Consider the following 14400-nt stretch of genomic DNA (forward strand, 5'->3'; position numbering starts at 1 on the left):
TTTGTGGAGAGGGTCCATGATGTTGATTGAAGAAACGGGGGTGCCTCTGGCCGCGCTGCCACTGGCCCAGTTCAAGGCGCATCTGCGCCTTGGCACGGGGTTTTCCGAGGATGGCTTGCAGGACATCGTGCTGGAGAGCTTTCTGCGCGCGGCAATGGCGGCCATCGAGGCGCGCACCGGCAAGGCGCTGTTGCGGCGCGCGTTTACCTGGACGCTGTCGCGCTGGCGCGATCCGGGCGGGCAGCCCGTGCCGGTGGCCCCGGTCGATGCGATCACGGCGATCACCCTGCGCGGGCGCAGCGAAAGCGAAGAGGTCATCGACCCCGCGCTTTACCGCCTTGAACGCGATGCGCAGCGCCCGGTGATCCGCCCGGCGGGCACGGCGCTGCCCTGTATCCCGACCGGGGGGACGGCGGAGATCGCCTTTGCGGCGGGTTTCGCCGATGCCTGGGGCGATCTGCCCGCCGATCTGGCGCAGGCGGTGCTGCTGCTGGCGGCGCATTACTATGAATATCGCGACGAGACCGCGCTGGGCGAGGGCTGCATGCCCTTTGGCGTGCGCAGCCTGATCGAGCGGTATCGTACGGTGCGCCTGTTTGCCGGGGGCGCGGGGTGATGGCGGGGGTGCATCTCAGCCGCCAGTTGTTGCTGGAGCGCCCTGCAAGGGTGCCCGATGGGGCCGGGGGATTCACCCAGGCCTGGCAGGCGATCGGCGCGCTTTGGGCCGAGGTCGACATGCGCCAGGGGCGCGAGCGCGGCGGCGAGGCGGTGCCGCTGACGGCGACGGCCTGCCGTATCACGGTGCGCGCCGCGCGCCCCGGCGCGCCGATGCGCCCATTGGCGGGACAGCGTTTTCGCGAAGGCGCGCGCATCTTTCGCATCGAGGCGGTGGCCGAGCGCGATGCGCGCGGGCGTTACCTGACATGCTTTGCCAGGGAGGAGGCGGCGCTATGAGCTATGGAGTGGCCGCGGGTTTGCAGGCGGCGATCTATCAGCGCCTGACGCAGGATGGCGCGCTGGCGGCGCTGGTGGGCGATGCGATCTATGACGCGCTGCCCGCGGGTGACAGCCTGCCGGACACCTATGTGACGCTTGGCCCCGAGGATGTGCGCGCGCGCGGCGACGGCACGGGCGGCGGCGCGTGGCATCGCATCATTATCTCGGTCGTCACCTCGGCAACGGGGTTTCACGGCGCCAAGCAGGTGGCGGGCGCGGTGGGCGATGCATTGGGCACGGGCGCGATGACGTTGGAACGGGGGCGGCTTGTGAGCCTTCGCTTCGATCGCGCGCGGGCGGCCCGCGAGGGCAGCGGCGCGTTGCGCCGGATCGACCTGAGCTTTCGCGCACGCATCGAGGACACGGAATAACCCTATGAACAATCGGAGAAAGAGACATGTCGGTACAGAATGGCAAGGACCTGCTGGTCAAGATCGACCTGACGGGCGACGGAAATTTCGAGACCGTCGCGGGGCTGCGCGCAACGCGGGTGAGTTTCAACGCGCAGAGCGTCGATGTCACCAGCCTGGAAAGCGCGGGGGGCTGGCGCGAATTGCTGGGCGGTGCGGGTGTTAAATCGGCGGCTATCAGCGGTTCCGGAATTTTCCGCGACGCGACCAGCGATGCGCGCGCGCGCCAGCTTTTCTTTGATGGCGAGGTGCCTGCCTTTCAGGTGGTGATCCCGGATTTCGGCACCGTGGAAGGGCCGTTCCAGATCACCGCGATCGAATATGCGGGCAGCCATGATGGCGAGGCGACCTATGAGATCGCGCTGGCCTCGGCGGGGCAGCTGATCTTCACGGCGGCCTGATCATGGCGAACCCCTGGGCCGGTGAGGTGGCATTGGTGATCGACGGGCAGCGCCATGTGCTCAAGCTGACGTTGGGGGCGCTGGCCGAGCTTGAGGCGGGGCTGGAGAGCGATTCACTGGTCGATCTGGTGGCGCGTTTCGAGTCCGGGGCGTTTTCGTCGCGCGACGTGTTGCGGCTGATCGTGGCGGGATTGCGCGGCGGTGGCTGGCGCGGGCAGGCCGGGGATCTGGTGAGCGCTGAGATCGAGGGCGGGCCGCTGGGTGCGGCGCAAGCGGCGGCGCAACTGCTGGCACGCGCCTTCATGGCGCCGGGTGGCGCATGAACGGGCCGGGGAACGGGGCGGAAAATCGCCGCGTGAACTGGCCGGCGCTGATGCGGGCGGGAATGCGGGGCCATGGACTCAGCCCGGCGGCGTTCTGGGCGCTGACCCCGGCCGAGCTGGAACTGATGCTGGGGCGCCCGGCGGGTGTGGCGCCGCTGGCGCGCGCAAGGCTCGAGGCCTTGCTGAGGGATTTCCCGGATGGTCCGGGAAGCGGCATGAAGGATGATTGACGTGGAGCAGTTGGACGATCTTGAGGCGCAGGTCGGGGCGCTGGATGACAGCCTTGGCGCGGCGACGGGCATGGCGGCGGCGTTCAATGCCGAGCTGGGCCGGGTGCGCGAGGGCTTTGCTGGGGCCGGGCAGGATGTGGCCAGCCTGGAACAGGGCCTGAGCCGGGGGCTGAGCAGTGCCATTCGCGGCGCGGTGGTCGGGGGCGACAGCCTGTCGGATGCCTTGAACAAGATGGCGGGCGCGATGATCGACACCGCCTTCAACGCCGCGGTGAAGCCGGTGAGCAATCATTTCGGCGAGCTGCTGAGCGAAGGGGTGGGCGGCCTGTTCCAGGGGCTTATGCCCTTTGGGAAGGGTGCGGGCTTTGCCCAGGGACGGGTGCAGCCCTTTGCCAGCGGCGGCATCGTCAGCGGGCCGGTCAGTTTCCCGATGCGCGGCGGCAGTGGCTTGATGGGCGAGGCCGGTCCCGAGGCGATCATGCCGCTGGCGCGCGGCGCGGATGGCAAGCTGGGGGTGCAGGCGCAGGGCCGCGGGGGGCCGGTTCAGGTGGTGATGAACATCTCCACCCCCGATGCCGAGGGATTCCGCCGCTCGAGGGCGCAGATCGCCGCCGAACTTGGCCGCGCCATCGGGCGCGGTGGGCGCAACCGTTAAGCAGAGGGCACGAGGACCATGGGATTTCACGAGATACGCTTTCCGGCGAACCTGAGCTTCGGGTCGGTCGGCGGGCCGGAGCGGCACACGGATATTGTGACGCTGGCCAACGGCTTTGAGGAGCGCAACACCCCCTGGCGGCATTCGCGCCGCCGCTATGACGCGGGCGCGGCGATGCGCAGCCTTGAGGATATCGAGGCGCTGATCGCCTTTTTCGAGGCCCGCCGGGGCCAGGTCCACGGCTTTCGCTGGAAGGACTGGGCCGATTACAAGTCCTGCGGCGCAGGCGCGGCGCCGGGCCATGAGGATCAGGTCATCGCCATCGGCGACGATGAAACACCGGCGTTCCCGCTCATCAAGACCTACCGCTCGGGCGCGGAAAGCTATGAGCGCCCGATTACCAAGCCGGTCAGGGGATCGCTGCGGGTGGCGCTGGACGGCGAGATCCAGCAGGAGGGCATCCATTTCGATGTGGACGCGACCACGGGGCTTTTGACCTTTGGTCATCCGCCGGATGCGGGTGTGGTCATCACGGCAGGCTATGAGTTCGACGTGCCGGTGCGGTTCGATACGGATCGGCTGCATATCAGCATGGCCAGCTTCCAGGCGGGCGAGGTGCCAGATGTGCCGATCGTGGAGTTGCGGTCATGAGCGGGGGCGAAGAGGGGCTGAAGGCCCATCTGAAAAGCGGCACCACCACGACCTGCCGCTGCTGGGCGCTGGAGCGGCGCGACGGGCTGGTGCTGGGTTTTACCGATCACGATGCTCCGCTGGAATTCGAGGGCATCAAATTTCGCGCCGATACCGGGTTGAGCGCGCTGGCATTGCAGCAGAGCACCGGGCTGTCGGTGGACAACACCGAGGCGCTGGGCGCGCTGAGCGATGCGGCGATCACCGAAGCGGATATCGAGGCGGGCCGCCTTGACGGGGCGGAGCTGCGCGCCTGGCTGGTCAACTGGGCCGATCCCGGGCAGCGCCAGTTGCAGTTCCGGGGTCATATCGGCGAGATTCGCCGCGCCGGCGGCGCTTTCGAGGCGGAGCTGAGGGGCCTTACCGACATTCTGAATGTGCCGATGGGGCGGGTCTATCAGAAACCTTGCAGTGCGATCCTCGGCGATGCGGCTTGCAGGTTCGATCTGACGACGCCGGGTTATCGCGTCGATCTGGCGGTCGAGGCCGTCGAGGACCGCCGGGTGTTCCGCTTTGCCGCGCTCGCGACCGCCGCCGAGGGCTGGTTCAGATATGGGCTGCTGGAGGCCAGGAGTGGCGCGGGTGCGGGCCTTTCGGGCAGCATCAAGCGCGACCGGATCGCAGCGGGCGAGCGGGTGATCGAGCTTTGGCATCCGCTGCGCGCCGAGATCGTGCCGGGCGATGCGCTGCGGCTGGTGGCGGGCTGTGACAAGGAGATGGACACCTGCCGGCGGAAGTTTGAGAACATCAGGAACTTTCAAGGCTTTCCGGATATTCCGGGCGATGACTGGTCGATCAGCGATCCGTCACGCGCCGGGCGTCTGGATGGCGGGAGCCGCCGCCGATGAGCATCGCAAGCGAAAGTGTCGGCGAACGCGCGGCGCGCGCGGCGCGGCGCTGGATCGGCACGCCCTACCGCCACCAGGCCAGTTGCCGGGGCGCGGGCTGCGATTGCCTGGGGCTGGTGCGTGGGGTCTGGCGCGACATCCTGGGGCATGAACCCGAGGCGCCGCCGCCCTACAGCATGGACTGGAGCGAACCGAGCCGCGACGAGGTGCTCTGGCGCGCGGCGACACGCCACCTGGTGGCGCGGCCGCTGGACAGCGAGGCACCGGGCGACGTGCTGCTTTTCCGCATGCGCGAGGGCGCGGTCGCCAAACATCTGGGCATTGCCGGCCATGTCGGCGAGGCGGCCAGTTTCATTCACGCATATTCGGACCACGCGGTGCTGGAAAGCCCGCTGACGCCGCCCTGGCGGGCGCGCATCGTGGCCCGGTTTTCCTTTCCGCAGGAGGTTTAGGGCATGGCGACGATACTTCTTTCGGCAGCGGGGGCAGCGATTGGCGGCTCCGTCGGCGGCACGGTCCTGGGGCTGTCGATGGCGACGGTCGGGCGGTTCGCCGGGGCGATGATCGGGCGTTCGATCGACCAGCGGCTGATGGGCGGGGGCTCGGAAACGGTGGAAACGGGGCGTGTCTCGCGGCTGCGCCTGACCGGAGCGGGCGAGGGCGATGCCATCGCGCAGGTCTATGGGCGCATGCGGGTGGCCGGGCAGGTGATCTGGGCGACGGAGTTTCGCGAAAAGGTGCGCGTGATCCAGGGCAGCAGCACCGAGAGCGGCGGCGGCGGCAAGGGCTCGGCGCCGCCGCCGCCCGAAGAACCCACCGAGCGGGTCTACAGGTATTTCGTGAGCCTGGCCATCGCGCTGTGCGAGGGAGAGATTTCCCATGTGGGCCGGGTCTGGGCCGATGGCCATGAGATCGCCCGCGACAGCCTTGACATGCGGGTCTATCGCGGCACGCGCGGCCAGCGGCCCGACCCCACGATCGAGGCGGTCGAGGGCGCGGGAAAGGTACCGGCCTATCGCGGCACCGCATATGTGGTGATCGAATCCCTGGGGCTGCGGCGGTTCGGCAACCGGGTGCCGCAATTCACCTTCGAGGTGATGCGCCCCGCGCCGCGCGATCAGCCCGACGCCGAACTTGATCCGCCCCACGGAATGCGCGGCGTCGCGCTGCTGCCCGGCAGCGGCGAATACGCGCTGGCGACGCGGCGCGTCCGGATGGATTACGGCCCCGGCAAGGGCAAGGTGGTGAATGTGAATTCGCCCTCGGGCAAGACGGATTTCGCCACCTCGCTCGAGAGTCTGCAGGGCGAGTTGCCCCAATGCCGGACCACTGCGCTGATCGTGAGCTGGTTCGGGCGCGATCTGCGCTGCGGTGTGTGCAAGATTCGTCCCAGGGTCGAGAAGAAGAAGTATGATTCCGTCAACATGCCCTGGATGGTCTGCGGGCAGGCACGCGGCGATGCAGGCCGGGTGGCGCGAGACGACAACGGGCGTCCGATCTATGGCGGCACGCCTGACGACCGCTCCGTGATCCAGGCGATCCGCGCGCTCAGGCGAGCCGGGCAGGACGTGATGTATTATCCCTTCATCCTGATGGATCAGAAGGCCGGAAACGGGCGGCCCGATCCCTATAGCGATGCGCCCGATCAGCCCAAGCTGCCCTGGCGCGGGCGGATCACCCTTTCGGTCGCGCCGGGGCGGCCGGGCAGCCCGGATGGCACGTCGCAGGCCGAAGCCGAGGTGGCGGCGTTCTTTGGCACCGCGCGGGCCTCGGATTTCAGCGAGGTCAGTGACTCGGACACGGACGAGCCGGAGGGCATCGTGGTGCCTGCCGGCAGCCCCTGGGACCCCAATTTCTTCTATGAGAAAGAGAGCTTCACCAGCGCCGCGCTGAACCTGATCCAGCCGCCGAAGGCCAAGATCACGAGCCCCGTGATCTATAGCGGGCCAGACGAGTGGAGCTATCGCCGATTCGTGCTGCACCAGGCGGCGCTGTGCCGTGCGGCGGGCGGTGTCGAAAGCTTCTGCATCGGATCCGAGATGCGCGGGCTGACCCAGATCCGCGGCCCCGGCAACAGCTTTCCGGCGGTCGCGCAGCTGATCTCGCTGACCCGTGAGGTGCGCAAGATCCTGGGGTCGGGCGTGAAGATCGGCTATGCCGCAGACTGGTCGGAATATGCGGGTTATCAGCCGGGCAATGGCGACCGTTTCTTTCATCTCGATCCGCTGTGGGCGCATGACGATATCGATTTCGTGGGGATCGACAATTATATGCCGCTCAGCGACTGGCGCGAGGGGCATGATCATCTGGACGCGCAGGACTGGGATTCGATCCACGATCTGGGCTATCTGCAATCCAATATCGAGGGCGGCGAGGGGTATGACTGGTATTACCGCACGCCCGAGGCGCGCGCCGCCCAGATCCGCACGCCGATCAGCGACGACGCCCATGGCGAGCCATGGGTCTGGCGCTTCAAGGATATCCGCAACTGGTGGAGCCATCACCACCATGACCGGGTGAATGGCGAGCGCGCGGATATGCCGACGCCCTGGATTCCGCAATCCAAGCCGATCCGCTTTACGGAATATGGCTGCGCGGCGATCGACAAGGGCACCAACCAGCCCAATGTCTTTCTCGATCCGAAATCCTCGGAGTCGCATATGCCGTATCATTCCGACGGGCAGCGCGACGAGCTGATCCAGCTGCAATATCTGCGCGCGATGGCGGGCTATTGGACCGATCCGGCCAACAATCCCGTTTCGCCCATCTACGAGGCGGAGATGGTGGATTGGGATCATGCCTGCGCCTGGGCCTGGGATGCACGACCGTTCCCGTTCTTTCCCGACGACCAGAAGCTGTGGAGCGATGGGAAGAATTACGCGCGGGGGCATTGGCTCAACGGGCGGATGTCGGCGCGCCGGCTGTCTTCGGTGGTGGATGAGGTGACGGCGCGCGCGGGGCTTGCCCATTGCGATACACGCGGGTTGCACGGGCATCTGCGCGGCTACCTGGTGGATCAGGTCGATGCGGCGCGCGGCGCGCTTCAGCCGCTGATGCTGCGCTACGGGTTCGACGCGGTGGAGCGCGACGGGGTGCTGTCGTTTCGCCTGCGCGACGGGCGGGTGGATCACCGGCTGGACCTTGAATGCCTCGCGCGCCACCCGGAGATGGACGGCATCCTTGAGGAAAGCCGCGGCAATGCGGCGGAACTGGCGGGCCGTGTGCGGCTGCGCTTTGTCGAGGCGGATGGTGATTACGCGGTGCTCGCCGAAGAGGCGATCATGCCCGACGAGACCAGCCATGCGGTTTCGGGGTCGGAAATGCCGCTGGCGATGACCCGCGCCGAGGGGCGCGAGACGGTGGAGCGCTGGCTGTCGGAATCGCGGGTGGCCACGGACGGGGTGCGCCTGTGCCTGCCGCCTTCACGCCTGGAGGCGGGGGCGGGAGATGTGATCGCCCTTCCCGAGCAGGGCGGCGAGGGGTTGTTCCGCATCGACCGCGTCGAGCACCTGGGACAGTCGCAGCGCATCGAGGCGGTGCGCATCGAACCCGAGACCTATCGCCCGGCCGCGTTTTCCGGGCGCGCCGCTTCGGCGGCCAGGTCCCGCGCCTTTGCCGTGCCGGTGACGGTGACGCCGTTCTTCCTGGACCTGCCGCTCATGAGCGGTGCCGAGGTGCCCCATGCGCCGCATCTGGCGGTCACCGCCGATCCATGGCCGGGCGGCGCCGCGCTTTATGCGTCGGATGTGGATGCGCGCTATGGGCTCAACCGTGTCGTCTCGTCGCGCGCGCCCGTCGGGATCACCGAAAACGCCCTGCCGGCGGCGCAGCCGGGGCTGATCGACAGGGGCGAGGGGCTTCGGGTGCGGATGCTGAGCGGGGCGCTGGAAAGCGTGAGCAATGAGTCGCTTCTGGGGGGGGCAAACCTCTGTGCGATCGGCGATGGCACGCCCGACGGCTGGGAGCTGTTCCAGTTCCGCGATGCCGAGCTGGTGGACGAGGATATCTATCTGCTGCGCAACCGCTTGCGCGGTCAGCTTGGCACCGATGCGGCGATGAGCGGGGGCTGGCCCGGGGGCTCTTACGTGGTGCGGCTGGATGGCAGCGCGCGCCAGATCGCTTTGCCCGAGGCCAAGCGCGGGCTGGTGCGGTTCTACCGGATCGGCCCGGCGGACCGGGGGGTGGACGATCCGGCCTATCTGGGTGCGCGGCTGGGATTCCACGGGATTGGCCTGCGGCCATTGTCGCCGGTGCATCTGCGCCTGAGTGGCGCGCCGGGGCAGGACATGACCCTGAGCTGGATCCGGCGCACGCGGATCAGCGGCGACCGATGGGAGGCGCCCGATGTGCCGCTGGGCGAGGAAAGCGAAACCTATGTCGTGCGGGTGATGCAAGGCGGCGCGGTGCTGCGCGAAGAGATGACCGGACAGGCCGAATGGACCTATGGCGCAGAAGCGCAGGCACTGGATGGGGTGAGCGGGGGCTTTACCTTGCAGGTGGCGCAGGTCTCGGCGCATTTCGGGGCGGGTGTGTTCGCGGCGCTGGACGTGCCGGGCTGAGGCTGGGCGGCGGCGCGGCCGATCAGCCGCGGGCGCAGTCCACGCAGCGCGTCGCCGCCGGGTCAAGCTCAAGGCGCCCCGGCGCGATGTCCTCGCCGCAGCTGTCGCAATAGCCGAACTCGCCCGCGTCGATGCGGGCGAGCGCGGCGCGCAGTCTTTTGCGCTCGGTCTGGCGCCGCGCATGGGTGGCCTTGGCCATCGCCTGATTTTGCAGCGCGTCCTGACGGCTGAGCCGCCCCACCGCCTGTTGGTCGAGCGTCACCGTGGCCTGACCAGAGCGGCCCAGCTGGTCCTCGCGATCCAGCGCATCGAGGCGGGTTTCGATCAATGCGCGGTAATGCGCGCCGGACGTGTCATTCATGCCCGTTATTCCTTCAATCACAGCTTTGCGTTTTGCTCGCTCTGCGGGTCTGCTATATTCAAGCACGGACTCAGGAGAATTCAAATGGCCGAAACCCGCGCGAAACTTGCCGAACTCGACCCGGTCTGGGGGCGTATCCGCACCGAGGCCGGAGAGGCGATCGACCATGAGCCGCTGCTGGGCGGGGTCATTCATTCGTCGATCCTGCACCACAAGACGCTGGAATCGGCGCTGGCCTACCGGATTTCGCTGAAGCTGGCCTCGAGCGAGATGCCCGAGCAGATCCTGCGGGAAATCTGCGATGTGGCCTATGCCGAGGACCGCAGCATTTCCATCGCCGCGCGCGCCGATATCGTCGCGGTCCATGACCGCGATCCGGCCTGCGACCGGTTCATCCAGCCGATGCTGTTCTTCAAGGGCTTTCAGGCCATTCAGGCTTATCGCGTGTCCCATTGGCTGTGGCGCGAGGGGCGGCGCGACATGGCGCGGTTTTTCCAGATGCGCGCATCGGAAGTGTTCGGAATCGACATTCACCCGGCGGCACGGATCGGCAAGGGGATCATGATCGACCACGCCCATTCCATCGTGATCGGCGAAACGGCGGTGGTGGGCGATAATGTGTCGATGCTGCATTCGGTCACCCTGGGCGGGACCGGCAAGGAAGAAGAGGACCGCCACCCCAAGATCGGCAACGGTGTTCTGATCGGCGCCGGGGCCAAGGTTCTGGGCAATATCCGGGTGGGAAACTGCTCGCGCATCGCGGCGGGTTCGGTGGTGCTGCAAGAGGTGCCGCCCTGCAAGACCGTGGCGGGCGTTCCGGCCAAGATCGTTGGCGAAGCGGGCTGCGATCAGCCCTCGGTCAGCATGGATCAGTTGTTGGGCACCAAAGGGTCAACGTCAGAGGACTGAAGCCGCAATGAAAAAGCCCCGCCGGGATGATCCCTGGCGGGGCTTTCGTGTCTGTCGGGATGCGGCAAGGCCCGCTTCAATCAGGCAAGCATCACCATCGGGTTTTCCAGGTTCTCGACGATATGCTGAAGCAATTCGGCCCCGAGCGCGCCGTCGATCACCCGGTGATCGACGCTGAGTGTCACCGACATCACCGTAGCCACGGACAATTCGTCATCCTTGCCGACGACTGGTTTCTTTACGCCGGCGCCGACCGCGAGGATTGCCCCATGAGGCGGGTTGATCACGGCGTCGAAATTGTCGATCCCGAACATGCCGAGATTGGAAACCGCGAAGGTGCCGCCCTGGTATTCACCCGGCGAGAGCTTGCGATCGCGCGCCCGCGCGGCAAGGTCTTTCATCTCGGTGGACAGGGCCGACAGCGATTTCGCGTCGGCGTCCTTGAGGACCGGGGTGAAGAGCCCGCCCTCGATGGCGACCGCCACGGCCACGTCCGACGGCGTGAGCTGCAACACGCGGTCCCCGGCCCAGACGGCATTGGCGGCGGGCACGGCCTGAAGCGCGAGGGCACAGGCCTTGATGATGAAATCGTTGACGCTGAGCTTCACGCCGCGCGATTCAAGCTGGGCGTTCAGCTCGCTGCGGAATTTCAGCAGCGCATCAAGGCGGATGTCGCGGCGCAGGTAGAAATGCGGCACGGTCTGCTTGGACTCGGTCAGGCGGGCGGCGATGGTCTTGCGCATCCCGTCCAGCTTGATTTCCTGATACTCGCGCCCCTCATACATGGCCGCGACCGCATCGGCGGAGGCACCGGCGGGCATCTGTGCGGCGGCTGCGGGCGCGCTGCCGGCGGGGGCCGCCTGATCCGCGTGGGCGGTGTCGGCGCGGGCAGGGGCGCTGGCGCCTTCCAGATCGGCCTTGACGATGCGCCCGCGCGGCCCTGAGCCTTCGACCTGCGTGAGGTCGATGCCCTTGTCGGCGGCGATGCGGCGCGCGAGGGGCGAGGCGAAGACGCGCTCGCCGCTGGAATCGCGGGGCGCGGCGGGTGCGGCGGTGGTTGAGTCCGCACCAGTGTCCGCGCCTGAGCCGGACCCTTTCGGGGCGGATGTGTCGGCCTGCTGCTCTGGGTCATCCTCGCCGCCCGAGGCCTTCGGGGCGGGCGATGCGCTGTCGATGTCGCTGGCGCTTTCGCCTTCTTCCAGCAGCACGGCGATGGGGGTGTTCACCTTCACGCCCTCGCTGCCCTCGGCGATCAGGATCTTGCCGATGGTGCCCTCGTCGACCGCTTCGAATTCCATCGTTGCCTTGTCGGTTTCGATCTCGGCCAGAAGGTCACCGGAATTGACGGTGTCGCCTTCCTTGACCAGCCATTTCGCCAGGGTGCCTTCTTCCATTGTCGGTGACAGGGCGGGCATCAGGATTTCGGTGGGCATCGCTCGTGTCTCCTTAACGGTAGGTCACAGCGCGCACGGCCTCGATCACCTCGTCGGTGGAGGTCAGCGCCAGCTTTTCGAGATTGGCGGCATAGGGCATTGGGACGTCCTTGCCGGTGCAGTTGATGACCGGCGCGTCGAGATGGTCGAAGGCGCGTTCCATCAGCACGGCGGAGATGTGGTTGCCGATCGAGGCGACGGGCCAGCCTTCTTCAACGGTGACGCAGCGGTTGGTCTTCATGACGCTGGCGATCACGCTGTCGTAATCCAGCGGGCGCAGGGTGCGCAGGTCGATCACTTCGGCCTCGATCCCGTCCTCGGCCAGCTTGTCGGCGGCTTCCATCGCGTAGGTCATGCCGATGCCGAAACTGACGATGGTGACATCGCCGCCCTCGCGCCAGATGCGGGCCTTGCCGAAGGGCACGGTGAAATCATCGAGCACCGGTACCTCGAAGCTTTTGCCATAGAGGATCTCGTTTTCGAGGAACACGACCGGGTTGGGGTCGCGGATGGCGCTTTTCAGAAGGCCCTTGGCGTCCGAAGCCGAGTAGGGCTGCACCACGCGAAGGCCGGGGATCTGCGCATACCATGCGGCGTAATCCTGGCTGTGCTGGGCGCCGACGCGGGCGGCCGCGCCGTTGGGGCCGCGGAACACGATGGGGCAGCCCATCTGTCCGCCGGACATGTAAAGTGTCTTGGCGGCGGAGTTGATGATCTGGTCGATCGCCTGCATGGCGAAGTTCCAGGTCATGAACTCGACGATCGGGCGCAAGCCGCCAAAGGCCGCGCCGACGCCGATACCGGCGAAACCGTGCTCGGTGATCGGCGTGTCGATCACGCGCTTGGCCCCGAATTCATCGAGCAGCCCCTGGGTGATCTTGTAGGCGCCTTCATATTCGGCGACCTCCTCACCCATCAGGAAGACGGTGGAATCGCTGCGCATTTCCTCGGCGATGGCGGCGTTGAGCGCCTCGCGCACGGTTTGCTTGCGGGTTTCGGTGCCTTCGGGCCAGTCGGGGCTGGTGTCGGGCCGGGGCGCGTCGGCGGTCTTGGGTTTCGCGGGCGCGCTGTCGGCCTTGGCGTCGCTGTCGCTCTTGTCGCCCGAGTCGTCATCCGATGCCTGCGGGGCAGGGGCGGGCGCATCGGTGTCGATGTCGTCGGCGCTTTCGCCCTCTTCCAGCAGCACGGCGATGGGGGTGTTCACCTTCACGCCCTCGCTGCCCTCGGCGATCAGGATCTTGCCGATGGTGCCTTCGTCCACCGCCTCGAATTCCATTGTCGCTTTATCGGTTTCGATCTCGGCGATGATGTCGCCGCTCGAGACGGTATCGCCTTCCTTGACCAGCCACCTGGCCAGCGTGCCTTCTTCCATCGTGGGGGAGAGGGCGGGCATGAGAATTTCGGTCGTCATGGTCGTCTACTCCTCCTCAGGCGTTCTGGGGCGCCACGTCGGCGTAAATATCTGTCCAGAGCTCGGCGGGGTCCGGCTCGGGGCTGTCCTTGGAGAATTCCGCGGCGTCGTTGACGATCGCCTTGATCTCCTTGTCGATCGCCTTGAGGTCCTCTTCGGTGGCATGTTTGCCCGAAAGAAGCAGGTCGCGCACATGTTCGATGGCGTCTTTCTCCTCGCGCATTTTCTGCACCTCTTCGCGGGTGCGATACTTGGCGGGGTCCGACATCGAGTGGCCGCGATAGCGATAGGTCTTGATTTCAAGGATATAGGGGCCTTTGCCCGACCGGCAGTGCGCGACGGCCTTGACGCCGGCCTCTTTCACGGCCAGCACATCCATCCCGTCCACCGCCTCGCCGGGGATGCCGAAGGCCTCGCCGCGGGTGTAGATATCGGGGGTTGAGGTGGAGCGTTTCTGCGAGGTGCCCATCGCATACTGGTTGTTCTCGATCACGAAGATCACGGGCAGTTCCCAGAGCGCGGCCATGTTGAAGGTTTCATAAACCTGGCCCTGGTTGGCCGCGCCATCGCCGAAATAGGTGTAGGTCACGCGCTCGTTTTCCAGATACTTGTCGGCAAAGGCCAGACCGGCACCCAGCGGCACATTGGCGCCGACGATGCCGTGGCCGCCGTAGAAGTGCTTTTCCTTGGAGAACATGTGCATCGAGCCGCCCTTGCCACGCGAATAGCCGCCCTCGCGGCCGGTCAATTCGGCCATGACGCCCTTGGGATCCATCCCGCAGGCCAGCATGTGGCCATGATCGCGATAGGTGGTAATGCGCTTGTCACCCTCTTCGGCGCTGGCTTCGAGCCCGACGACAACGGCCTCCTGCCCGATATAGAGGTGACAGAACCCACCGATCAGGCCCATGCCGTAAAGCTGGCCCGCCTTCTCCTCGAATCGGCGGATCAGCAACATGTCACGGTAATAGGATTTCAGCTCGTCGGCGGAAACGTTTGGTTTCCTTGCGCTTTTTCGAGTGGCCATCGTCTGCCGCCTCCTCCGTCTGAAAGATAGTTTAGCGTTAAACTAATTGATACAACAAAATGGCCCGCCTTGCGAGTGTGAATTTCGCGCATCCCAAGGCAGGCGCAGATGCGCGCGCAAGCGTTCGACAAGGGCGCCGCGCGATCA

The 14400-nt window shown here is 66.7% G+C and carries 16 protein-coding genes; 12 read left to right on the plus strand and 4 right to left on the minus strand.

All coding sequences use genetic code 11. The features are described 5' to 3' along the window. Positions 1-16: 16 nt before the first annotated feature. The 11 genes from N5A93_RS00505 to N5A93_RS00555 are packed head-to-tail and all read left to right on the plus strand — an operon-like array spanning position 17 to position 9112. Positions 17-616 carry a head-tail connector protein gene (locus N5A93_RS00505; RefSeq protein ID WP_268953099.1) on the plus strand — a complete coding sequence of 200 codons (600 nt, stop codon included), beginning with the start codon at positions 17-19 and terminating at the stop codon, positions 614-616. Continuing rightward, entirely contained in the window at positions 616-954 is a 339-nt protein-coding gene (locus N5A93_RS00510; RefSeq protein WP_268953100.1) for a head-tail adaptor protein, read from the plus strand. Before N5A93_RS00505 ends, N5A93_RS00510 begins: the two co-directional genes overlap by 1 nt. After that, the gene (locus tag N5A93_RS00515; protein ID WP_268953101.1) at positions 951-1367 is read left to right on the plus strand and encodes a DUF3168 domain-containing protein; all 417 of its coding nucleotides are present in this window, start codon (positions 951-953) and stop codon (positions 1365-1367) included. Before N5A93_RS00510 ends, N5A93_RS00515 begins: the two co-directional genes overlap by 4 nt. Before the next feature lie 26 nt (positions 1368-1393). Then, positions 1394-1807: a phage major tail protein, TP901-1 family gene (locus N5A93_RS00520; RefSeq protein ID WP_268953102.1), complete on the plus strand. Its 414-nt coding sequence runs from the start codon at positions 1394-1396 to the stop codon at positions 1805-1807. Positions 1808-1809: 2 nt separating this feature from the next. Beyond that, positions 1810-2130 (plus strand): gene transfer agent family protein, encoded by a 321-nt coding sequence (locus tag N5A93_RS00525; RefSeq protein ID WP_268953103.1) that lies wholly within the window; start codon positions 1810-1812, stop codon positions 2128-2130. After that, positions 2127-2360: a rcc01693 family protein gene (locus N5A93_RS00530; protein WP_268953104.1), complete on the plus strand. Its 234-nt coding sequence runs from the start codon at positions 2127-2129 to the stop codon at positions 2358-2360. Before N5A93_RS00525 ends, N5A93_RS00530 begins: the two co-directional genes overlap by 4 nt. Next, positions 2353-3015: an RcGTA-type gene transfer agent tail tape measure protein gene (locus N5A93_RS00535; protein WP_268953105.1), complete on the plus strand. Its 663-nt coding sequence runs from the start codon at positions 2353-2355 to the stop codon at positions 3013-3015. Before N5A93_RS00530 ends, N5A93_RS00535 begins: the two co-directional genes overlap by 8 nt. An 18-nt stretch (positions 3016-3033) precedes the next feature. Beyond that, positions 3034-3666 carry a DUF2460 domain-containing protein gene (locus N5A93_RS00540; RefSeq protein ID WP_268953106.1) on the plus strand — a complete coding sequence of 211 codons (633 nt, stop codon included), beginning with the start codon at positions 3034-3036 and terminating at the stop codon, positions 3664-3666. Next, on the plus strand, positions 3663-4553 hold the full coding sequence (locus N5A93_RS00545) for a phage/gene transfer agent baseplate hub protein (protein WP_268953107.1): 891 nt from the start codon (positions 3663-3665) through the stop codon (positions 4551-4553). Before N5A93_RS00540 ends, N5A93_RS00545 begins: the two co-directional genes overlap by 4 nt. Next, positions 4550-5005: an NlpC/P60 family protein gene (locus N5A93_RS00550; protein ID WP_268953108.1), complete on the plus strand. Its 456-nt coding sequence runs from the start codon at positions 4550-4552 to the stop codon at positions 5003-5005. Before N5A93_RS00545 ends, N5A93_RS00550 begins: the two co-directional genes overlap by 4 nt. Before the next feature lie 3 nt (positions 5006-5008). Further along, positions 5009-9112, plus strand: a complete 4104-nt coding sequence (locus N5A93_RS00555; protein WP_268953109.1) for a baseplate multidomain protein megatron — start codon at positions 5009-5011, stop codon at positions 9110-9112. A 22-nt stretch (positions 9113-9134) separates the two neighbouring features. Here N5A93_RS00555 and N5A93_RS00560 read toward each other — a convergent pair whose 3' ends face one another. Then, positions 9135-9473, minus strand: a complete 339-nt coding sequence (locus tag N5A93_RS00560) for a TraR/DksA family transcriptional regulator (RefSeq protein WP_268953110.1) — start codon at positions 9471-9473, stop codon at positions 9135-9137. 84 nt (positions 9474-9557) lie between these two features. On the opposite strand from N5A93_RS00560, the gene cysE reads away from it, so the two are divergent. After that, positions 9558-10382 carry a serine O-acetyltransferase gene (gene cysE, locus N5A93_RS00565; RefSeq protein ID WP_268953111.1) on the plus strand — a complete coding sequence of 275 codons (825 nt, stop codon included), beginning with the start codon at positions 9558-9560 and terminating at the stop codon, positions 10380-10382. Between the two features lie 80 nt (positions 10383-10462). Here the strand turns inward: cysE and N5A93_RS00570 are convergent, their stop codons facing one another. The 3 genes from N5A93_RS00570 to pdhA are packed head-to-tail and all read right to left on the minus strand — an operon-like array spanning position 10463 to position 14253. Continuing rightward, positions 10463-11815, minus strand: a complete 1353-nt coding sequence (locus N5A93_RS00570) for a pyruvate dehydrogenase complex dihydrolipoamide acetyltransferase (RefSeq protein ID WP_268953112.1) — start codon at positions 11813-11815, stop codon at positions 10463-10465. A 13-nt stretch (positions 11816-11828) separates the two neighbouring features. Continuing rightward, complete coding sequence (locus N5A93_RS00575; RefSeq protein WP_268953113.1) at positions 11829-13226, minus strand: pyruvate dehydrogenase complex E1 component subunit beta; 1398 nt, start codon at positions 13224-13226, stop codon at positions 11829-11831. A gap of 16 nt (positions 13227-13242) precedes the next feature. Then, the gene (gene pdhA, locus N5A93_RS00580) at positions 13243-14253 is read right to left on the minus strand and encodes a pyruvate dehydrogenase (acetyl-transferring) E1 component subunit alpha (RefSeq protein ID WP_268953114.1); all 1011 of its coding nucleotides are present in this window, start codon (positions 14251-14253) and stop codon (positions 13243-13245) included. Between the last annotated feature and the right edge of the window lie 147 nt (positions 14254-14400).

Origin of the sequence: Roseovarius salincola, from assembly GCF_026891095.1 — a bacterium.
In the GTDB taxonomy this organism is placed as follows: domain Bacteria; phylum Pseudomonadota; class Alphaproteobacteria; order Rhodobacterales; family Rhodobacteraceae; genus Roseovarius; species Roseovarius salincola.